Below are 19,757 nucleotides of genomic sequence, written 5' to 3' on the forward strand. Positions count from 1 at the left end.
CTCCCGCGGAGGCGGAGGCCCAGTCTGGGTCCCCGCCTTGGGTTCCCATCAAGGTAGTACTTTGATGGGGCCGTTCGCGCTGTTCAGGGATTGAGCACGCTCCGCTCGAACGCACAGAAGCTGTGGCACAGCCGCGTATCGACGATCCACTCCGGGCATTCCGGATCGAACCAGCGATCGACCCGCGCCCAATGATAGGGGTTGGTCATATACGGCCCGAGCAGCCCACCGATATCGGCATATTCCTGCTCCCACACATGCGTCCACACGCGCGCGCCGCTCGCCTTGGTCACCCGGCTCAACCGCCAGTTGCGGATCGTGCCGATATAATGCGGCATCGCCAGCGTCTCGCTTTCGAACTGACGTACCGTCGCCTCCGGCGTGCCCGGCTTCACCGCGAGCAGCAGGCAGCGATAGACCCCGTTCCGCAGCCCCGGCTCATGCGCGCCGCCGCCGATCGGTTCGTAGACGGCGCTGTCGATATGCGCGATCGCCGCGTCGCTCGGGACGGCCTCGTTCGCGACCTGACGGTGGAGGATCAGGTCGCCCCCGTCGAACACCCCCGGCAAGGTCGGCTGGGCGAGCGTCGCATCGCCGATATTGCGCGCGAAGGCGTCGCGATCGGCGCCGGGCTGGAGCGTGATCAGCGCGGTGAATTTAGCCATTGCACAGCGTCTCCACATCCTCGGGCGCCGCGGCGAAGCGGCGCGCGCGGCTGACCAGCCGGGCGCCGGCGGTTTCCCAGAACGCCGTCGCGCTCGGATCGGCGCCGGCGGCGAGGCGCATCCCCCACCAGCCCGCGGCCCCCTCGACATTCCAGACGATCGTCAGCGTGTTGGGCTGATCGTCCATCCACAAGGGCGGGCTGACCAGCACGCGATCGAGCACCATCCCGCGCGCCCGCGCGCCGGGGGCGTAATCGGCCATATAGGCATCGAGCAGCGCCTTGCCCTCGCCCGGCCGCGCGACGAGATCGTCGATGATCTGCACCGCGGTCATTGCGCCGCCACCGCGAGCACGATCTTGCCGCGGACATGCCCGCTTTCGACGCGCCGGTGCGCCTCGGCGGCATCGGCGAGCGGCAGCGCCTCGGTCGGCGCGGCGCGCACCTTGCCCGCGGCACACATCGCCGCGAGCCCCGCGAGATGCTCGGGCTGGCGCATCACCGCGACCATATTGGAGAGGATCGTCACGCCCTTCGTAGCCGCGGCGGCGACCTGCTCCTCGCTCGCCGCCGAGATCAACGTCTCGATCTCGACGAAACGGCCGCCCGCTTTCACCAGTTCGGTCGCGCGCGGCAGCAACGTATCGAGCCCGACCGCATCGAGCACCAGATCGACCCCTGCGCCGCCGGTCCAGTCGCGCACCGCGGCGACGACATCCTCGTTGGCATAATCGATCGCGCGCTCGGCGCCGAGCTCGCGGACATAATCCGCGTTGCGCGCACCGCAGGTCACCGCGACCCGCGCGCCGACCGCGCGCGCGATCTGGATCGCGAGGCTGCCGACCCCGCCGGCGCCGCCGTTGATCAGGACGCTCTGCCCGGCCTTGAGCGCGCCGGCATCGACCAGCCCGCCATAAGCGGTGACGCCCGCCACCGGCAGCCCGGCGGCTTCGGCCGCGCTCATCGCGGGCGGCGGGGGCGCGAGCATCGCCGGCCAGGCGAGGCAATAGTCGGCATAAGCGCCATTCTCGCCCTGCCCCTGTTTCGACATGCCGAACACCGCGTCGCCGGGTTTCACCCCCTCGACCCCGGCACCGACCGCCGCAACCGTGCCGGAAAGATCGAACCCAAGTACGAACGGGAATTTATACTCGAAATAACGCGAGAGCTTGCCCTCGCGCGCCTTCCAGTCGGCCGGGTTGACCCCGGCATAGGCCACCTTGACCAGCACCTCGCCCGGTCCCGGCGTCGGCTGGGGCAAGTCGGCCAGTTGCAGCCGCTCGAGGCCGCCGAAGCCGGTGATCGCAATCGCGCGCATCTCTCTCTCCTCGCCTAAAAAAATGGCCCGCCCGATTGGGCAGGCCAGGTGGGAGGGAGATTATTCGGCCGCCTTTTTCGCCGCTTCCAACGCGCGGAAGTGCGGGATGACTTTCTCGCCGATGTTGCGGATCGTCTCCATGATCGCGGCGTGCGGCACGCCGCCCATCTGGAACAGGAACAGGATCTCGTCGGCGCCTGAGTCGAACAGCCGCTGGACATAGCGGATGCAGTCGTCGGCGGTGCCGTAGGCGTCCTGCACTTCCTCGTAGCTGCCGGTATGTTCGGTGCCGATCGCGATCTTCTCCTCGGAGAGATAGGCGACCACCGCTTCCTTCTCCTGCTGGAGGATCGCGGCTTGCTGGTCGCCGGTCAGCTCCTCGTCGATCGTCGGCTTCGGGCCGCCCTGATACCAGTGGCCGAGGCTCTCGACGAAGAAGCGCTGCCCGCGCAGACCGATCTTGCGCGCCTTTTCGCGGTCATCGAGCACGATCGACGGGCACAGCGCGGCGAGATGCTCGGTCGGGCGGAAGCCGACCTGATCCTCGGGCTTACGATTGCGGAAATGCTCGCGATAGACCGCATTCTTCTTGGCGATATCGTCCGGGCCGGCGAAGCCCAGCACCAAAGCGCCGATGCCGCGCGAACCGGCGGCGACGAGCGTCGCCTCGCGGGTGCAGGCCATATAGATCGGCGGGTGCGGGTTCTGGAACGGCTTGGGGTGGATCGGGCGGCGCGGGATCTTGATGTAGGTGCCTTCGTGCTCGATCTCGTCCTGCACCATGATCTTGGGGATCAGATACATCGACTCGTCGATCATCGGCTGAAGGTCATTCAGGTCGTAACCGAACGTCCCGGCCTCCTGCTGCGTGCCGCCCTTGCCCATGCCGAAATGCACGCGGCCGTTGGACAGGATGTCGAGCGTCGCGATGCGCTCGGCGACCTTGACCGGGTGGTTCATCGCGGGCGGCAGGCAGACGACGCCGTGACCGATCCCGAGCCGCGTGGTCTTGCCGGCGAGGAAGGCGAGGAAGGTCTCGGGCGCCGACATATGCGCATATTGGGTCAGCGCGGTATGCTCGACCGCCCACACGTTATCGAAGCCCATTTCCTCGGCGAGCAACGACTGCTCGATGATTTCATGGAACGTCCGCGCCTCGTTCTCGCGCGACGTGTCCACCATCTGGGCTTCGTAAATGATCGAGAATTTCATCGCTCTCCACCTTCCTGATCTGACTTGCAGCCGGAATAAGCGGAGAGCGATGCGCGCGCTTGGTCCGTTTGGACTAAACCCGCTGCGACGAGATATTGCCCCCGTCCACCACCAGTTCGGCGGCGGTGACGTAGCTTGCGTCGTCGGACATCAGGAAGCGTACCACGCTGCCGATTTCCTCGGGCTCGCCGATCCGCGCGAGCAGGATGCGCTTCTCGAAGAAACCGGGGAGGTTGTCGACCGCGGGCTTCATCATCGGGGTCATGATCTGCCCCGGCGACACCGAATTGACCCGCACCCCGTCCCGCGCCAGCCGGTCGGCGAGCGAGCGGACCAGCGAGAGCATCCCGCCCTTCGCCGCGGTGTAGATCGGGTTGATCGCATTGCCGAGCGTCGCGTTGATCGAGGTGATCGCGACGATCGCCGCCCCCTTGTTGGCGGCAAGATCGGGCTGGAGCTTCTGCGCGAGGAACGCGAGCGGACGCAAATGGGTGTGAATCCCCGCGTCCCAGCTTTCGGCGGTCATCCCGTCGATCGATGCGGTATCGACGACGCCCGCGGCGTGGACGAACCCGCCGATCGATCCCATCGCCGCGCGGCTCTCTTCGATCGCGGCGTCATAGCTGTCGAGATCGCGGATATCGACGCCGAGGCCGATCGCCTTGACGGCGAATTCTTGCGCCACCGCCGCCGCGGCATCGCGCGCACGATCGGCCGCGATATCCCACAAAGCGACCGGGCGGCCGACCGCGGCGAGCGCCTTCGCCGAGGCCAGCCCGATCCCCGAGGCCCCGCCGGTCACGATCACGCCGGTCGCCGGCAGGTTCAACTTGGATGTCACTTAATGTCCTTTCCGTTTGACATCGCCAGCCCCCCTTGTGTCCCGGCGAACGCGGGGACCCAGCCTGGCCTCCCGCCTTGGCGGGAGCACAATAGGGGGAGTCGCTGCGGGCCTCTCAATAAACCGCCGCCGGGTTCGGCTCCGGCGGGCTGCCGAGCATCTCGCGATACGACGGCCGCTCCTTGCCGCGGTCGGTGACGCCGAGATCGCGCGCCACTTCCGCGCCGATCAGCGTCCGCCCGCTGAGCGCCGCGCCCTTGGGATCGGTCGCCAGCGCATAGATGATGTGCCCCGTGAACTCGGGGTTCTCGGCGGTCTCGATGAAGCCTTCATACTGTTCCGGGTTGGTCTCGCGCGCGATCGCCGAGCGCTCGGTGACCAGCGGGCCCATCCAGATCGAGAAGGTGCGCACGCCCGTCTCGCGCAGATCATGCTCCATATCATGTGCGAATTTGTCGATCCCCGCCTTTTGCGCACCATAGGCCGGCCCGTGCATGTAGCAGGAGGCGCCGAACGACGAGCCGAAGGCGATCGTCCCCGAACCCTGCCGCACCATCATCTTCGCCGCGTGCCAGCTCGCGACATAGGCCGAGCGTAGCCCGACATCGAGGATGCCGACCGCCGCCAGTTCCTTTTCCCAGAACGGTTTCTTCTCGATCAATTGCCGGTGCATGTAAGCGGCATTGTTGACGAGGATATCGAGCCGCCCCTGCTCGCGCTCGATCTGTTCGAACAGCGCGGCGACCTGCGCGTCGTCGCTATGATCGCACACCACCGGGATCCCCTTGCCCCCTGCCCTGGTCACCGCCTCGGCGGTTTCGCCGACGGTGCCCGGCAGCACCGTGCCGTCCCAGCCGTGCGCCAGCCCCGGCGCGGTGCTCCGCCCGGTGACATAGACCGTCATCCCCTTCTCGCCGAACCCGCGCGCAATTCCCGCCCCCGCGCCCCGGCTGGCGCCGGTGACCAGTGCAACCTTCGGCTCGACCATGACAATCCTTTCCCGATTCGACGCAAACTAGCGTATTTTTATCAAAATAGCCCACAGACTCGAATTTATAAACGTAATTATCTGCGCACAAGGCCAATGTCGACGCCTCCCTTCGCGGGAATGACGAGGAGGTTTTCTGAGCGCTTTTAGCCAAAATGGATGATGCCTGGCCCCTGTCGCCGCGGGAAGCTTAGGATTAGAAATATCCGACTGGAGAGGCGCGGCGCATGAGCGAACATGATCTGGTGATCCGTGGCGGGACGATCGTCGACGGCAGCGGCGGGACACTGTTCGATGGCGATGTCGCGGTGAAGGACGGGCAGATCGTCGCGCTGGGCAATGTCGGCGGGCGTGGCGCCGAGGAGATCGACGCCAGGGGCCGGATCGTCACCCCTGGCTTCGTCGACGTCCACACCCATTATGACGGTCAGGCGATCTGGTCCGCGCGGCTCGCGCCCTCCTCGTCACACGGCGTCACCACCGCGGTGATGGGCAATTGCGGGGTCGGCTTCGCGCCCTGCCGCGCCGACGACCGCGATCTGCTCGTCCGGGTGATGGAGGGGGTCGAGGATATCCCCGGCGTGGTGATGACCGAAGGGCTGCGCTGGGATTGGGAGACCTTTCCCGACTATCTCGACCGGCTCGAGGCGGGGCGGCGCGATATCGACGTTGCCGCCTATCTCCCGCACTCCCCGCTGCGCGTCTATGTGATGGGCGAGCGCGGCGCGAAACGCGAAGCAGCGACCGAGGGCGATCTCGCGCGGATGCGCGCGCTGAGCCGGGAGGCGGTCGAGGCCGGCGCGCTCGGCTTCGCCACCTCTCGGCTCAACATCCACCGCACCGCCGACGGCGATCAGATCCCGAGCTACGACGCCGACACCGCCGAACTCAAGGCGATCTGCGCGGGGATGAGCGATGCCGGTTCGGGCATATTGCAGATCGTGCTCGACGCCTATCGCGGCTGGGCCGACGAGTTCGACGTGATGGCCGACGTGGTCAAGGCATGCGGCCGCCCCGCGACCTATACGCTCGCTTGCGGCAATGACGGGCCGCCGACCTGGCGCGAGGCGATCGCGCGGATGGAAGCGGCCAATGCCGCCGGCTCGTCGATCACCGCGCAGGTGATGCCGCGGCCGATCGGGCTAATCGCCGGGATCGAGCTATCGGTCCACCCCTTCGTGCTGTGCCCGAGCTATCGCGCGATCGCGCACCTCCCGCTCGCCGAGCGGATCGCGGCGATGCGCGATCCCGCGGTGCGTCGCGCGATCCTTTCCGACACCCCCGAGCCGGGCCACCCGCTCTCCGGCATCGCGCGAATCTGGCAGTGGATGTTCCCGCTCAACGATCCGCCGAATTACGCCCCACCTGCCGATCAGAGCATCGCCGCGCTTGCCGCCGCGCGCGGCTGCACCCCGGCCGATTATGCCTATGACGCCTTCCTCGACAGCGCGGGCGAGGCGATGTTCCTCGCCGCCCTGGGCAATTATGAGAACGGCCGGCTCGACGCGGCATATGAGATGCTGACCCACCCTAATTGCGTCCCCGGGCTCGGTGACGGCGGGGCGCATTACGGCGCGGTGTGCGACGCGAGCTATTCGACCTTCCTCCTTACGCATTGGGTGCGCGACGCGACGGAGCAGCGGATCGACTTGGCGCGGGCGATCCATATGCTCACGTCACGGACCGCGCAGACGGTGGGGCTCGGCGATCGCGGCGTGCTGCGCATCGGCGCCAAGGCGGATATCAATGTGATCGACCTCGATCGCCTGCAGCTGCACCGCCCGGAGATCGTCCGCGACTTGCCCGCGGGCGGGCGACGACTCGATCAGCGCGCCAGCGGTTACGATGCGACGATCGTGTCGGGCGCGGTGATCCGCCGCCACGGCGAGGCGACCGGCGCGCTGCCGGGCCGATTGGTGCGCGGGGCGCGGTAGCTATTCCCGTCATCCCAAGCCCGGCTTGTGCTCCCGCGAAGGCAGGAGCCCAGGCTGGGTCCCGCCTTGGGTTCCCATCAAAGTAATACTTTAGATGGGGGCCCTTCGCGGAGACCCAAGAAAGGAGCGCGGCATTGAGTGTTTTCGTAGTTCAACGTCATATATTTTACGCTATGCATTGACAGTCACGCCGCCAACGCGCCAATTGCGTTGACTTCAGCGCAATCGGATTCGGTGGAACCGCGCCAATGACACAGGATTTCACGGGAGAGGTGGCGATCGTCACCGGCGGGAGTGACGGCATCGGCCGGGCGACCGCGCGGTTGCTCGCGCAGCGTGGCGCGACCGTCGCGATCTGCGCGCGCCGGCCGGACAAGCTCGCCGAGGCCGAGGCGGAAATCGCCGCGACCGGGGGCAAGGTCGAAATCCACCAGCTCGACGTTTCCGACGATGCGGCGTTCACCGCGCTCGTCGAGGATGTCGCGCGGCGCCACGGCCGGCTCGACATGATGGTCAACAATGCGATGTCGGTCCATTATGCGCCGATCGGCAGTCTGACGCTCGATCAGTGGCGGCAGGATTTCGCGGTCAACGCCGATGCGGTGTTCGTCGGCACCAAGGCGGCGATGGGGGTGATGGCGAAACAGGGCAAGGGCTCGATCGTCAACATCTCCTCCTCCTGCGGCATCCGCGCCGCGCCTTATATGGCGAGCTATTCGGCGTCGAAGGCGGCGCTGATCCAGTTCACCGCGGTCGCCGCGATGGAGGGCGCGCGATCGGGCATCCGCGTCAATGCGATCGTCCCCGGACAGGTGCAGACCGCCGCGACCGAGGCGTTCGGCAAGGCCGCGCCCGATACCGCCGCCAAGACGATCGACGCGATCCCGATGGGCCGCGGCGGCGCGCCCGACGAACTCGCCGAGGCGATCCTGTTCATGCTGTCCGACGCCGCAAGCTATATCACCGGCACCGCGCTGCCGGTCGACGGCGGCAAGGCCGCGCAACTCTATCTGCCGTCATAATGGGAGCCGCCGCGATGAACCCGCTCGATTATTCCGGGAAGACGGTGCTCGTCACCGGTGGCGGACGCGGGATCGGCCGCGCCTGTGCCGAGGCATTCGCCGCCGCCGGCGCGACCGTGGCGATCGCCGAGGTGAGCGAGGAATTGCGCGCCGATTTCGCCGCGGCTTATCCCGCCGCGCTCGCGCTACGCTGCGACGTGACCAAGAGCGCCGAGGTCGCCGCGCTCGCCGCGACGCTGAAAGAACGCTTCGGCAGGCTCGACGTGCTGGTCAACAATGTCGGCGATTTCCTCCACGCCAAGCCGTTCGAAACGATGAGCGACGAGGAAATCGACGGCATCGTCGAGATCAATTTCGGCCAGGTGATGCGCGTCACCCGCGCGATGCTGCCGCTGCTGCGCACCGCCGCGCCGGGATCGAGCATCGTCAGCGTGACCTCGATCGAGGCGTTCCGCGGCATCCCCAATTGCGCGGTCTATGGCGCGTGCAAGGCGGCGGTGACCGCGTTGAGCAAATGCCTCGCGCTCGAACTGGCGCCGGATGGCATTCGCATCAACGATATCGCTCCCGAGACCACCGATACGCCGCAGGTCGCGCTGGATTACATGATCCCGCCCGAGAATCGCACGCATATGGACAAATGGATCCCGCTCGGCCGCTTCGGCAAGCCGGAGGACATCGCGGGCGCGGCGCTGTATCTCGCCAGCCCGCTCGCGAGCTGGGTGACGGGGACGACGATCCACGTCGACGGCGGCGCGCTCGCCGCGGCGGGCTGGACGCGGACCCCCGAAGGACAATGGACGGTCGTCCCGCTGGTCAGCGGCAACGGCCTGCGGATTCCGGCCTAATGACAATATCCCCCACGGTTCGGGCTGTTTGGCGCTCGGCGCTCTAGGAGAGAGACTATGAAAATCCTCGTCGTCGGCGGCACCGGTGGTCTTGGCGGCCATGCCGCGATCCATCTCGCGGAAAAGGGCCATGACGTGTCGATCGCCGCGCGTAACCCCGCGCCGGCGGGCACCGCAATGGCCGATATGCCGTTCCTCAAGGGCGATTATGTCGCGGGCGATTTCACCCCCGATCGCCTCAAGGGGTTTGACGCGATCATCTTCGCCGCGGGCAACGATCCGCGCCACATCCCGCCCTCGATCGATGCGCAGGAGCATCTCAACCGCGCCAATACCGAGGCGGTCCCCGCCTTCATGCGCGCCGCGCGCGAGGCCGGGGTGAAGCGCGTGATCCAGCTCGGCAGCTTCTACCCGCAGGCCGCGCCCGAGCTCGAAAAGAACAATTTCTACATCCGCTCGCGCCGACTCGCCTGCGAGGGCGCGCGCGCAGAGACCCGCCCGGGTTTCGACGTGATCAGCGTCAACGCGCCCTTCATGGTCGGCGCGGTACCGGGGCTGTCGAGCATGATCTTCGAGCCCTATGTCGCCTGGGCCGAGGGCAAATTGCCCATCCCGGTGTACGCACCCGCCGGGGGCACCAATTTCATGTCGTTCCGCTCGCTGAGCCAGGCGCTCGAAGGCGCCTTGCTGCGCGGCGAGCCGGGCAAGGCCTATCTGGTCGGCGACGAGAATCTGAGCTTCGCGGATTATTTCGGGCTGTTCTTCGCCGCCGCCGGCAATGCCGCGCGCCCCGAGGCGCGCGATGAATCGCACCCCTTGCTCCCCGATGTCGCGATTCCGCAGGGGCGCGGCAACTGGATCCGCTACGAGCCGGACCCGGCCGAAACGGCGCTGCTTGGCTATACGCGCAATGATGTCGCCAATGCGGTCGCCGAGGTGGTCGCGCAATATGGCGGGGCCAATGTCTCGGCTTGAGGACGAGGCGGCGCTGCGCCGCACTGCGGAACTCTACGCCGCCGGCGCCGATCGGCGCGACAAGGCGCTGTGGACCGAGGTGATGACCGAGGATTGCGTGGTCGAAGGCCCGGGCTTCCGCATTGAGGGGCGCGATGCGGTGCTCGGCAGCATCGACCTGCTCGAACGCATGTTCCTCAAGACCCAGCATCGCGTCCACAACCAGCTCGTCACGATCCATGGCGATCGCGCCGAGGGCGAAACCTATTCGACCGCCGACCATCTCGTCGCGGCGGACGGGGGCAAGAGCCTGTTGTGCTGGTCGATCCGCTATCAGGATCAGTGGCGACGCGAGGGCGGCGCATGGCGCTTCAGCCAGCGCACGCTGATCGTCGATTGGGAGGAAACGCGGACAATGGGCCAATGACGCGCCCGCTCGACGGGCAGACCGCGATCGTCACCGGGGGTAGCGGCGGGATCGCCACTGCCTCCGCACTGCTTCTCGCCCGCGACGGCGCGACGTTGCTGCTGATGGGGCGCCGGCTGGACGCGCTGGAGCGCAGCCGCGCCGAAATCCTCGCCGCGGTGCCCGATGCGCGGATCGAAGTGTTCGCGGGCGACGCGACCATCGAGGGCGACGTGCAGGCGGCGCTCGGCGCCGCGCATTCGATCGCGGGGCGGCTCGACGTAATCGTCGCGACGGTCGGCGGCGGCGGGTTCAAGCCGTTCATGTCGCTCGAAGCGCACGAACTGCGCCACGATTTCGACTTCAACGTCACCAGCACCTTCCTCGCGATCCGCCACGGCGTCCCGCTGATGCAGCCGGGCGGCGCGATCGTGTGCATTTCCTCGACCGCGGCGAAGCTGCCGTTCCACTTCCTCGCCAGCTATCATATCGCCAAGGGCGCGCTGGAGGCCCTGGTGCGCGGCGCGGCCGAGGAGCTCGGCGTGCGCGGCATCCGCGTCAACGCCGTCCGCCCCGGCCTCACCCGCAGCGACGCGACCGGGCCGATGTTCCAGACGCCGGGCGTGCTCGACGCTTTCGCCCCCGAATTCCCGCTCGGCCGCTTCGGCGAACCGGTCGATATCGCGCAGGCAGTACGCTATCTCGCAGGGCCGGAATCGTCGTGGGTCACGGGGCAGAGCTTCGCGGTCGACGGCGGTAACGAGCTGCGTCGCAATCCCAACCTCTCGGCCGTGTTGCAGGCCGGCTGACCGGAAGACAGATGAACTTCGCATTCACCGACGAACAGGCGATGATCGCGGAGACGGCCAAGGCCTTCTTCGACGAAAACGCCACCAGCGAGCGCACCCGCGCCGCCATGGACAATGACGGCGTCGACCGCGCCTTGTGGCACAGCTTCTGTCAGGAACTGGGGCTCGCCGGGATCGCCTTGCCCGAGGCGCATGGCGGCTCCGGGCTGGGGCTGGTCGAATTCGCGATCCTCGCCGAAGCGGCAGGCGCGCAGGTCGCGGCGCTGCCGATGCTCGGCTCGCTGGCGATGACCGCACATGGCCTCGCCCGCGGCGGATCGGAGGCGCAAAAGGCCGTGTGGCTGCCGAAGCTCGCCAGCGGCGAGGCGATCGGCGCGACGGGGCTCGCCGCGAAGGTCACTGCGTCGGGCGACCGACTGTCGGGAACGGTCGATTTCGTCGCGCATGGCGCGTCGGCGGATGTATTTCTGATCGCCACCGACAGCGCCGCGTGGCTGGTCGAGCGCGGCGCGGCGGGGCTGATCGTCGCCGCCTGCACGACGCTGGACCAGACGCGCCCCTTCGCGCGGCTGACGCTCATCGATACCCCGGCCGAGCCGCTCGGCGATGCCGCTGCGGCGTTGCGCGCGGCGCAGGAAGGCGGCTGGATTTGCGTCGCCGCCGAGGCTTTGGGCGGCGCGCAGGCGACGCTCGACCGCACCGTCGGCTATGCGCAGGAGCGCGTCCAGTTCGGACGCCAGATCGGCAGCTTTCAGGCGTATAAGCACCGCCTCGCCGACATGATGGTCGAGATCGAGCAGGCGCGTTCGGCGGTCTATTGGGCGGCATGCGCGGTCGACGAAGGATCGGACGAAGCGCCGATCGCGCTCCATTCGGCCAAGAGCTTCGCCGCCGACACCTATTTCCGCTGCGCGGGCGACATGATCCAGCTCCACGGCGGGATCGGCTTCACCTGGGAGCATGACGCGCATCTGTTCTTCAAACGCGCCAAGGCGATCCAGTCGATGCTCGGGACGAGCGCCTGGCATCGCGAGCGGATCGCGCAACTGATCGGGCTGGGAGACGCCGCATGAAACTGGGCTTCTCGCCAGAGGATGAGGCGTTCCGCGCCGAGGCAGCCGATTGGCTCAACGCGCAGATGCACGGCGAATTCAGCGACCTCAAGGGGCTGACCGGGCTCACCGCGGCGGCCGAGCGCCGCAAGGAATGGGAGCTCAAGCTGGGCGAGGACCGCTGGTCGGTGATCGGCTGGCCGAGCCAATGGGGCGGCCGCGACGCGACGCTGGCGCAGCAGGTGATCTTCGCCGAGGAATATGCCCGCGCCGGGGCGCCGGGGCGGATCGCGCACATGGGGGTGGAACTCGCCGGCCCGACGATCCTGACCTTCGGCACCGAGGAGCAGAAGCAACGCTTCCTCCCCGGGATCGCCTCCGGCAAGGTGCTGTGGTGCCAGGGTTATTCCGAACCCAACGCAGGGTCCGACCTCGCCAATGTCCGCACCAAGGCGCGGCTCGACGCGGCGACCGACGAATGGGTGGTCGACGGGCAGAAGATCTGGACCAGCCTGGCGCAGATCTGCGACTGGATCTTCGTCGTCGCGCGCAGCGAGGAAGGCTCGAAGGGGCCGAAGGGGCTCACCTTCCTGCTGATGCCGCTCGACCAGCCGGGGATCACGATCCGCCCGATCCGCCAGATCAACGGCGAGGCCGAGTTCAACGAAACCTTCTTCGACGGCGCGCGCACCGCCTCGGGCAATCTCGTCAGCACGCCGGGCAACGGCTGGCAGGTGGCGATGGGACTGCTCGCGTTCGAGCGCGGGGTCTCGACGCTCGGCCAGCAGATGAATTTCCGCAACGAGCTCGATGCGATCATCGCCGCCGCGCGGGAGAATGGCAGCGCGCAAGACCCGCTGATCCGCCAGCGCATCGCCAGGGCCGAGATCGGGCTGCGGCTGATGCGTTACGGCGCGCTGCGGATGCTGAGCCACACCGATCACGCGCGCCCGGACGGCGCGGCGCTGACCTATAAGCTGCAATGGGCGAGCTGGCGGCGTTCGCTCGGCGAGCTGGCGATGGACGTTCTGGGCCAGGCCGGCGAGGTGACCGACGACGAGGACTATCATTTCCCGATGCTGCCGAACCTGTTCCTCTCGGCACGCGCGGACACGATCTACGGCGGGACCAACCAGATCCAGCGCAACATCGTCGCCGAGCGCGCGCTCGGCCTGCCGCGCGAGCCGCGGGGGTCGATATAATCCCGTCATCCCAGCGCAAGCTGGGATCGCGTGCCCCATAGCTCGCGCTTGCGGCCTGAGATCCCAGCCTGCGCTGGGACGACGAAAAGCGCCGGTCAGTGCTTCCCGACCGGCGCCTTTTCGTCAGAAGTTCAGATCGAGCGTCACGCCATAGGTCCGCGGATCGCCGTAGATCACCCCGCCCCAGCCGAGCTGGCCGTAATCGATGCCGCGCGCGACATAAGCCTTGTTGGTGAGGTTCTTTCCCCACAAAGTCACGCTGACCTTGGCCGCGCCGAGATCGAAATCGTCGATCCGCAATTGCGCATCCCACAAGCCACGCGCGCTGCCCGAGGTCACCTGCTGGAACGGCGCGGCGAGCGGGTTGGCGAACATCACCTGCGACGAGACGTAATTCCACCCCGCCCGCGCCGTGAGCCGGGCGCCGCCGCCGATCGGCCGGGTGTAGGTCGCGCCGGCATTGGCGGTCCAATCGGGCGAATTGCCGAGCGTGATCACCGGGGCGATATTCTGGATCACGCCGTTGATATCCGCCGCCGGAAATTGCTTCACGTTCTTGTGAACATAGCCGACCGACCCGTCAAGCGAGAGTTCGTCGGTGAGGACAAGCTGCCCTTCGAGCTCGGCGCCGAGATAATTGGTCTTGCCGGCATTCACCACCTGCGTGCCGAAGGTCGCGCCGCCCGGAATCGGGATCGTCGCGAGCTGATCGGAATATTGGTTGTAGAACACCGCACCGTTGAGCCGCAGCCGGTGGGCGAATTCGGTCTTGGCGCCGATTTCATACGACCAGATCTTCTCGTCCCTGAACGGGATCAGCGGGATATTGGCCGCGGCGCTGGTCGACTGGCGCGCGTTGAACCCGCCCGAGCGATAGCCGCGCGCGACGCGGGCATAGAGGTTCACCTCGTCGCTGGCGCGATAATCGACCGTGAAATTGCCGGTCGGCGCGCTGAACTTGGCGGTCTGGTCGTTGAGCGCGAGATCGACCGGCGCGGTGAACGGCGTCGGCCCGTTCTGGAACCGCGCCATCCGCTTGGTATCCCAGGTGTAACGCAGCCCGAGCGTGAACCCGAGCGGCGCATCGGCTCCACCCGGCCGCCACGTCGCCTGGCCGTAGATCGCCTTTGACGAACCGTAAGCGTTATAGCCGAGCACCGAGCTGGGCGTCGGCACCAGCCGGTAACGTGCGGGGTTGGCCGCCTGCAGCACCGGTGCGAGCGCGCCGAAGTTCGTCGGGGTGAACACCGCCTGATTGGTGTCGAGCACGAAGCCGAAGCTCTGGTCGTTGCGCTCATAACCGTTCTCACGGAAATAGAAGGCGCCGACCACCCATTCGAACGCGCTGCCCTTGCCCGAGACAAGCTCGAGCTCCTGGCTGAACTGATGCTGGCGGCGCACGTTGCTCGCCTGGAACAGGGGCTGCGTCGTCGTCGGTACCGATTGGCCGGCGAGGAACGCCGCGGTGCCCGCCGGCTGGAACAACGACAGCACCCCAACCGGGAAACCGTTGAGCAGCGACGTCTGCGTGAACAGCGGCCCGCGCAACGTCCCCATCCCGTCGAGATCGCTGCCCTCGATCCTGTTCTTCCAGCCGCGCCACGCGGTCGAGGAGCGCAGTGTCACCCCGCCGAGATCGGCCTCGACGCGAAACAATTCGCCCCACACGCGGTCGCTCGACAGCCGGGCCTGATCGAGACAGAGGGTATCGAGCCGCGCGAGCTGCACCGGCTTGCCGCACCCCGGCTGGAGCACATTGGCCTCGGCGAGATAGCCCGCGACATTGGCCGGCTGAACCTGCGAGAAAGTGTTGCCGCCGATCGTGACATTGGGCCGGAAGGTCCCGTCCCCCACTTGTGCGAGCTGCTGCGCCGATGCGACGCCGTCGACGCGGGTATAATCGAAGATGTTGGTGATCTTCAGCCAATGCGCCAGATCGAGCGTCGCCGCCCAGCGCACGCTGTCGGTCTTGTTGCCGCCCGGATCGAGCAGCCGATCGGGCTGGAGCGGATTGTCGACGGTGCCATCGCGCTGCTTGTGGAGATAGCCGATCGACATGCGCAGCACGTCGCCGATCGTCCCGCTGTTGAGGATGAAGCGCCCGGTCAACTGATTAAAATTGCCGTAGCCGAACCGCAACTTCAGGCTGGCATAGTCGGTCGGCAGCTTGGTGATGAAATTGATCGCGCCGCCGGTCGTGTTGCGCCCGAACAAGGTGCCCTGCGGCCCGCGCAGCACCTCGACGCGCTCGATATCCGCCACCTCGAACGAGGCGGTGGACGAGCGCGCGAGATACACGCCATCGAGATAGAGCCCGATCGGCGAATCATAACCCTGCGTCTCGTCGGCCGGGGTCGGGATGCCGCGGATCGAGACCACCGCGGCGGTCGCATTGGTCGTGCCCGGCGCGATCGCGACATTGGGGGCCAGCGCGCTGAGATCCTTGATCTCGGAAATGCCGCGCAACTCCACCTGCTTGGCGGAAATCGCCGAGATTGCGATCGGGGTCTGCTGGAGGTTTTCCTCGCGCTTTTGCGCGGTGACGACGATCTCCGTCAGCCCGCCGGTCGAGGCCTGCTGCGGGGGCTGTCCGTTCTGCGCCTGCGCCGCGATCGGCAGTACCAGCCCGGCGCCGCTCGCCAGCAAGGCGCGCACGGTCGCCCGATGCCAAGACTTCATGAGCCTCTCCTCCCCTGCCGGCGGTCCGCCCCGCGTTCATGCGGGTGCGATCCCCTGTCCGGCGTCAGCGGGGAGGTTTTCAAAGTTCGTAATTTATGTCAATCAAGATTCCGCATCCAAGTAAAAGGATGCAAAATATATTGTCGTTCGCGGAGCATCAGCCCCCGTCGGCGTCGACGACTCGCTCGGCCTCCGCGATCCGCACGACGCGCGAATTATATTTGACCGTCTTCACCGCGATCGAGGTTTCGACGTGGTGCACCCCGTCGATGACGAGAATCTGGTCGGACGCGAGCGCGTAAAGCCGGTCCAGCTCGCTGAACAGGCAGACGACGAGGATGTTGAACCGCCCCATCGCGATCATCACCGCATCGACATTGGGAAAAGCCGCGATCTGCTCGGCGATCGGGCGCAGCCTGGCATATTCGGCCTGCACCCCGATGATCGCGAGCTTGACCGAATCCTCGAGCCGCAGGCTGGTGATCGCGGTGAAGGCGATCAGCCCGTCCTGCTGCAGCCGCTTGATCCGGCCGCGCACCGTCCCCTCGGTCACCCCGAGATCGGCGGCGATCTTGCGGTTGCTGACCCGTGCGTCATGGGCCAAAATATCGATCAGCTGACGATCGAGCTGATCCAGCGTCGGCGCGGTCATTCGCCCTCCCGCGCCTCGATCGGCGCAACATCGAATTTATACTTGAGCACGTCGGTAACGATCGACGGCACGATCGTGCGGATGCCGCGTACCGGCGCGAGCTTGTGCTGCAGGAAATCGGGCAGTTCGTCCGAATCGTGCAGCGCGATCAGGATGTCGATATCGTGCCGCCCGGTGACGAGATGCGCGGCGAACACTTCGGGCAGCTCGGCGAGCTCGGTCGCGACCTCGGTCGCCGGGCGCCCGTCGACCTCGATCGCGACCTGCATCAGCATGTTATAGCCGTGCGCGGCGAAATCGGAGACCGCGACGACGCGCAGCTTATTGGCATCCTCCATCCGCCGGATGCGCGACGAAACGGTGGCGGCGGTCAGCCCGAGCGTCTCGGCGATCTGCTGGTTGGTCGCGCGGCCATTGTCGCGCAATTGCTGGACGATGGCGCGATCCACCTCATCGAGAACGAAATTGTCATTCATCGTGCTGCCCTTCTTCTCGCTCGCCCGTTGAGCGTGTCGAGGCCGCTCGTCAATGCCGCCGTCAATCGCGCATCTGCGCGCCGCCGTTGACGTGATAGACCTGCCCGTTGATCCAGATACCGTCATCGGAGGCGAGAAAAGCAACCATTGCGGCGATATCCTCGGGCTGGCCGAGCCGGCGATGCGGCACCGCCTTCAGCCCGCGCTCGACATATTCCGCGGTCAGATGCTGCTTCACCGCCTCGGTCAGCACCAGCCCGGGGCAGATCACGTTGGCGCGAACACCGTCCTTGCCCCAGCGCGACGCGACATGGCGCGCGAGCGCGTGGATCGCATTCTTGGCCATCGGATAGGCGACCTGCCACGGCGCCCCGCCCGAGGCGGCGCCCGACGAGGTGTAGATCATCGCCCCGCCGCCGCGCGCGAGCAGCAGGGGGAGCGCCGCCTGAGTCGCGAGGAAATGGCTTTTGGCATTGATCGCGAAGGAGGTTTCCAGAACGTCGACCGCGCAGTTGAGCGCATCGACGTCGCCGTCGGTCCCGCCGGCGAGATTGGTGTGATAGAAATCCAGCCCGCCGAATTCGCGGCTGGCGGTGGCGACGATCGCGGCCTGCGATTCCGCCGAGGTGCCGTCGAGCCGCACCCCGATCGCGCGGCCGCCGCTCTCGCGGATCGCGGCGGCGACCTCCTCGGCCCAATCGGCCATGATATCGCCGATCACCACCGCGGCGCCTTCCTCGGCGAGCCGCCGCGCGGTCGCCGCCCCGATCCCGCGCCCGCCCCCGGCGACGATCCCTATCTTGTTCCGCAATCCACGCATTCGATCTGTTCCGCTTGCACCTCCCCTCCCTTGTTCAAGGGAAGGGAGAAAGGCCTACAGCATCGCCAAAGCGATGAACGGCAGGCCGACGATGCCGACCAGCCCCAGCTTGCCCCACAGGGCGAGCCGCGGGTCCTGATGGTCCCACAGCCCCAGCGCGCCGAACGCCCCGGCCGCCCCCGCACCGGGAATCCAGAAGCCCGCCAGTCCGAAAAGGCCGAGCAGCCCCCCGTGCCGCATCCAGCCGCCGGGGCGCGCCTTATCGACCGGATGTTTCAAAACCGCGAAACCGGCGAGGCCGATCAGCCCGAGCAATCCCAGCAGCGGCGCGACGTGATGCATCATGCATTCCTCCCAGCGGTTGTCGGTGTCAGGCGATCGGCGGCCGGCGGCCCTTCCACGGCGCCGCGCGTTCGAGCTGCCCGGCGAGGCGGAACAGCATCGCCTCGTCGCCGTAGCGCGCGGAGAACATCACCCCGATCGGCAAGCCCGATGCCGACATGCCGAGCGGGACCGACATGCTCGGCTGGCCGGTCATATTATAGACCCCGGTGAAGGGGGTGAACGGCGTCACGTTGCGCATGAACAGCTGCACATCCTCCTGCGACAGATCGATCGTGCCGAGCTTGAGCGGCAATTCGGCGAGCGTCGGCGACAGGATCAGGTCATAGCGCGTCATGAATTGCGCCAAGGTGACGGCTGCTTCCTGGAGCGTGTTATTGGCGCGCACCCAGTCCATCGCGCTGAATTTCTCGCCATATTCTCGATAGAAGGACAAAGTGACCCGCTCGACCACGTCGCGGCCGAGCGGGATGCCCGTCGCCTTGGCGCGCGCATCGAGATCGGCCGCGACCGAGGCGCCGATCATCACGAACCCCGCCTGACCGATCGCGCCGGCATCCAATTTGGGCGCGGCCTCCTCGACGATATGACCGAGGCTTTCACACAATTTGGCCGCGCTCATCGTCGCCGCGGCGCATTCCGCGTCGACCGGGGTCCCGCCGGGCGGGGTCATCATCAGCGCGATGCGCAATTTGCCCGGCGTGCGCGTCACTTCCTCGAGAAACGAGCGTTCGGGGGTCGGCGCGACATAGCGCGAGCCGGGTTCGCCGCCGTGGGTCGCATCGAGCAATGCCGCGCTGTCGCGCACGCTATGCGTGACCGCGTGGTGGCAGGAGAGCCCGCCCCAGCCCTCGGTCCTCAGCGGCCCCATCGGCACGCGGCCGCGGCTCGGCTTCAATCCGAACAACCCGCAGCACGACGCCGGAATGCGGATCGAACCGCCGCCGTCGGTGGCGTGCGCGGCGGGGATCACGCCCGATGCCACCGCGGCCGCCGCGCCGCCCGACGAGCCGCCGGCGATATGCTCGGGGTTCCACGGATTGCGCGTCGCGCCGGTCGCCTTGGATTCGGTCGTCGCGGTGAGGCCGAATTCGGGGGTCGTCGTTTTGCCGAAGATCACCAGCCCGGCGCGCTCGTGGCGCCTGACCAGCTCCGAGGTGACCGTCGGGCGATAATCCCTATAGTAACGGCTGCCCTGCCCGGTGATCTCGCCTGCGATGAAGGTGTTGAGATCCTTCTCCAACCACGGCACGCCGGTGAACGGCCCCTGCGGCAGTCCGCGCGCGATCGCCTCGCGCGCATAATCATAATGTTGGCGCGCGAGGAAATTGAAGCGCGGGTTCATCGCCTCGCACCGCGCGATCGCCGCATCGAGCAATTCGCTGGGCGAGACCTGCCGCGTCTTGACCAAAGCGGCGAGGCCGAGCGCGTCATGCCGGTCGAGCAATCCGGCCTTGGCAGCGGCGGCGGGCCTGGCCACGCCGCCGACCGCAACCGCAGCCCCCGCCGCGACCACCGCCCTGCGCGTCAGTTCCACG

20 protein-coding genes are annotated in these 19,757 nt (G+C 67.2%); 8 read left to right on the top strand and 12 right to left on the bottom strand.

Annotated features, from left to right (window positions below):
- Positions 1-83: 83 nt before the first annotated feature.
- The 6 genes from NED98_RS12100 to NED98_RS12125 form a co-directional block, all read right to left on the bottom strand.
- Positions 84-665, bottom strand: coding sequence for a Dabb family protein (locus NED98_RS12100; protein ID WP_265313183.1), 582 nt, complete (start codon positions 663-665; stop codon positions 84-86).
- On the bottom strand, positions 658-999 hold the full coding sequence (locus NED98_RS12105; protein ID WP_179511057.1) for a hypothetical protein: 342 nt from the start codon (positions 997-999) through the stop codon (positions 658-660). The genes NED98_RS12100 and NED98_RS12105 overlap by 8 nt, the downstream gene beginning before the upstream one ends.
- Positions 996-1,982 (bottom strand): quinone oxidoreductase family protein, encoded by a 987-nt coding sequence (locus NED98_RS12110; RefSeq protein WP_265313184.1) that lies wholly within the window; start codon positions 1,980-1,982, stop codon positions 996-998. The genes NED98_RS12105 and NED98_RS12110 overlap by 4 nt, the downstream gene beginning before the upstream one ends.
- Before the next feature lie 60 nt (positions 1,983-2,042).
- On the bottom strand, positions 2,043-3,194 hold the full coding sequence (locus NED98_RS12115; RefSeq protein ID WP_265313185.1) for an LLM class flavin-dependent oxidoreductase: 1,152 nt from the start codon (positions 3,192-3,194) through the stop codon (positions 2,043-2,045).
- A 73-nt stretch (positions 3,195-3,267) separates the two neighbouring features.
- Positions 3,268-4,035, bottom strand: coding sequence for an SDR family NAD(P)-dependent oxidoreductase (locus tag NED98_RS12120; RefSeq protein WP_265313186.1), 768 nt, complete (start codon positions 4,033-4,035; stop codon positions 3,268-3,270).
- A 115-nt stretch (positions 4,036-4,150) separates the two neighbouring features.
- Positions 4,151-5,023 (bottom strand): SDR family NAD(P)-dependent oxidoreductase, encoded by an 873-nt coding sequence (locus NED98_RS12125; RefSeq protein WP_265313187.1) that lies wholly within the window; start codon positions 5,021-5,023, stop codon positions 4,151-4,153.
- 227 nt (positions 5,024-5,250) lie between these two features.
- On the opposite strand from NED98_RS12125, the gene NED98_RS12130 reads away from it, so the two are divergent.
- From NED98_RS12130 to NED98_RS12165, 8 genes are all read left to right on the top strand, one after another.
- Positions 5,251-6,957 (top strand): N-acyl-D-amino-acid deacylase family protein, encoded by a 1,707-nt coding sequence (locus tag NED98_RS12130; RefSeq protein ID WP_265313188.1) that lies wholly within the window; start codon positions 5,251-5,253, stop codon positions 6,955-6,957.
- Between the two features lie 248 nt (positions 6,958-7,205).
- Entirely contained in the window at positions 7,206-7,979 is a 774-nt protein-coding gene (locus NED98_RS12135; protein ID WP_179511051.1) for an SDR family NAD(P)-dependent oxidoreductase, read from the top strand.
- A 14-nt stretch (positions 7,980-7,993) separates the two neighbouring features.
- Entirely contained in the window at positions 7,994-8,827 is an 834-nt protein-coding gene (locus NED98_RS12140) for an SDR family NAD(P)-dependent oxidoreductase (protein WP_265313189.1), read from the top strand.
- A gap of 57 nt (positions 8,828-8,884) precedes the next feature.
- Positions 8,885-9,802, top strand: coding sequence for an NAD-dependent epimerase/dehydratase family protein (locus NED98_RS12145; protein ID WP_265313190.1), 918 nt, complete (start codon positions 8,885-8,887; stop codon positions 9,800-9,802).
- Entirely contained in the window at positions 9,789-10,208 is a 420-nt protein-coding gene (locus NED98_RS12150) for a nuclear transport factor 2 family protein (protein ID WP_265313191.1), read from the top strand. Before NED98_RS12145 ends, NED98_RS12150 begins: the two co-directional genes overlap by 14 nt.
- The gene (locus NED98_RS12155) at positions 10,205-10,996 is read left to right on the top strand and encodes an SDR family NAD(P)-dependent oxidoreductase (protein ID WP_265313192.1); all 792 of its coding nucleotides are present in this window, start codon (positions 10,205-10,207) and stop codon (positions 10,994-10,996) included. Before NED98_RS12150 ends, NED98_RS12155 begins: the two co-directional genes overlap by 4 nt.
- Before the next feature lie 11 nt (positions 10,997-11,007).
- Complete coding sequence (locus NED98_RS12160; protein ID WP_265313193.1) at positions 11,008-12,069, top strand: acyl-CoA dehydrogenase family protein; 1,062 nt, start codon at positions 11,008-11,010, stop codon at positions 12,067-12,069.
- Positions 12,066-13,250: an acyl-CoA dehydrogenase family protein gene (locus NED98_RS12165; protein ID WP_265313194.1), complete on the top strand. Its 1,185-nt coding sequence runs from the start codon at positions 12,066-12,068 to the stop codon at positions 13,248-13,250. Before NED98_RS12160 ends, NED98_RS12165 begins: the two co-directional genes overlap by 4 nt.
- 123 nt (positions 13,251-13,373) lie before the next feature.
- Here NED98_RS12165 and NED98_RS12170 read toward each other — a convergent pair whose 3' ends face one another.
- The 6 genes from NED98_RS12170 to NED98_RS12195 all read right to left on the bottom strand — a co-directional run bounded on the left by NED98_RS12170 (position 13,374) and on the right by NED98_RS12195 (position 19,756).
- The gene (locus tag NED98_RS12170) at positions 13,374-15,929 is read right to left on the bottom strand and encodes a TonB-dependent receptor (RefSeq protein WP_265313195.1); all 2,556 of its coding nucleotides are present in this window, start codon (positions 15,927-15,929) and stop codon (positions 13,374-13,376) included.
- A gap of 157 nt (positions 15,930-16,086) precedes the next feature.
- Positions 16,087-16,581: an Lrp/AsnC family transcriptional regulator gene (locus NED98_RS12175; protein ID WP_179511043.1), complete on the bottom strand. Its 495-nt coding sequence runs from the start codon at positions 16,579-16,581 to the stop codon at positions 16,087-16,089.
- Positions 16,578-17,057, bottom strand: a complete 480-nt coding sequence (locus tag NED98_RS12180) for an Lrp/AsnC family transcriptional regulator (RefSeq protein ID WP_179511042.1) — start codon at positions 17,055-17,057, stop codon at positions 16,578-16,580. The genes NED98_RS12175 and NED98_RS12180 overlap by 4 nt, the downstream gene beginning before the upstream one ends.
- 61 nt (positions 17,058-17,118) lie before the next feature.
- Positions 17,119-17,877: an SDR family NAD(P)-dependent oxidoreductase gene (locus NED98_RS12185; RefSeq protein WP_265313196.1), complete on the bottom strand. Its 759-nt coding sequence runs from the start codon at positions 17,875-17,877 to the stop codon at positions 17,119-17,121.
- 54 nt (positions 17,878-17,931) lie between these two features.
- Positions 17,932-18,222, bottom strand: a complete 291-nt coding sequence (locus NED98_RS12190; protein WP_209547654.1) for a hypothetical protein — start codon at positions 18,220-18,222, stop codon at positions 17,932-17,934.
- A gap of 25 nt (positions 18,223-18,247) precedes the next feature.
- Entirely contained in the window at positions 18,248-19,756 is a 1,509-nt protein-coding gene (locus tag NED98_RS12195; protein ID WP_265313197.1) for an amidase, read from the bottom strand.
- Position 19,757 lies beyond the last annotated feature (1 nt).

Origin of the sequence: Sphingomonas lycopersici (assembly GCF_026130605.1) — a bacterium.
Classification (GTDB): Bacteria; Pseudomonadota; Alphaproteobacteria; order Sphingomonadales; family Sphingomonadaceae; genus Sphingomonas; species Sphingomonas lycopersici.

What these genes read in the sequence shown, in the direction of transcription:
- NED98_RS12100 (WP_265313183.1), bottom strand. Translation starts at nt 665, where the DNA reads ATGGCTAAATTCACCGCGCTGATCACGCTCCAGCCCGGCGCCGATCGC.
- NED98_RS12105 (WP_179511057.1), bottom strand. Translation starts at nt 999, where the DNA reads ATGACCGCGGTGCAGATCATCGACGATCTCGTCGCGCGGCCGGGCGAG.
- NED98_RS12110 (WP_265313184.1), bottom strand. Translation starts at nt 1,982, where the DNA reads ATGCGCGCGATTGCGATCACCGGCTTCGGCGGCCTCGAGCGGCTGCAA.
- NED98_RS12115 (WP_265313185.1), bottom strand. Translation starts at nt 3,194, where the DNA reads ATGAAATTCTCGATCATTTACGAAGCCCAGATGGTGGACACGTCGCGC.
- NED98_RS12125 (WP_265313187.1), bottom strand. Translation starts at nt 5,023, where the DNA reads ATGGTCGAGCCGAAGGTTGCACTGGTCACCGGCGCCAGCCGGGGCGCG.
- NED98_RS12130 (WP_265313188.1), top strand. Translation starts at nt 5,251, where the DNA reads ATGAGCGAACATGATCTGGTGATCCGTGGCGGGACGATCGTCGACGGC.
- NED98_RS12135 (WP_179511051.1), top strand. Translation starts at nt 7,206, where the DNA reads ATGACACAGGATTTCACGGGAGAGGTGGCGATCGTCACCGGCGGGAGT.
- NED98_RS12140 (WP_265313189.1), top strand. Translation starts at nt 7,994, where the DNA reads ATGAACCCGCTCGATTATTCCGGGAAGACGGTGCTCGTCACCGGTGGC.
- NED98_RS12145 (WP_265313190.1), top strand. Translation starts at nt 8,885, where the DNA reads ATGAAAATCCTCGTCGTCGGCGGCACCGGTGGTCTTGGCGGCCATGCC.
- NED98_RS12150 (WP_265313191.1), top strand. Translation starts at nt 9,789, where the DNA reads ATGTCTCGGCTTGAGGACGAGGCGGCGCTGCGCCGCACTGCGGAACTC.
- NED98_RS12155 (WP_265313192.1), top strand. Translation starts at nt 10,205, where the DNA reads ATGACGCGCCCGCTCGACGGGCAGACCGCGATCGTCACCGGGGGTAGC.
- NED98_RS12160 (WP_265313193.1), top strand. Translation starts at nt 11,008, where the DNA reads ATGAACTTCGCATTCACCGACGAACAGGCGATGATCGCGGAGACGGCC.
- NED98_RS12165 (WP_265313194.1), top strand. Translation starts at nt 12,066, where the DNA reads ATGAAACTGGGCTTCTCGCCAGAGGATGAGGCGTTCCGCGCCGAGGCA.
- NED98_RS12170 (WP_265313195.1), bottom strand. Translation starts at nt 15,929, where the DNA reads ATGAAGTCTTGGCATCGGGCGACCGTGCGCGCCTTGCTGGCGAGCGGC.
- NED98_RS12175 (WP_179511043.1), bottom strand. Translation starts at nt 16,581, where the DNA reads ATGACCGCGCCGACGCTGGATCAGCTCGATCGTCAGCTGATCGATATT.
- NED98_RS12180 (WP_179511042.1), bottom strand. Translation starts at nt 17,057, where the DNA reads ATGAATGACAATTTCGTTCTCGATGAGGTGGATCGCGCCATCGTCCAG.
- NED98_RS12185 (WP_265313196.1), bottom strand. Translation starts at nt 17,877, where the DNA reads ATGCGTGGATTGCGGAACAAGATAGGGATCGTCGCCGGGGGCGGGCGC.
- NED98_RS12190 (WP_209547654.1), bottom strand. Translation starts at nt 18,222, where the DNA reads ATGATGCATCACGTCGCGCCGCTGCTGGGATTGCTCGGGCTGATCGGC.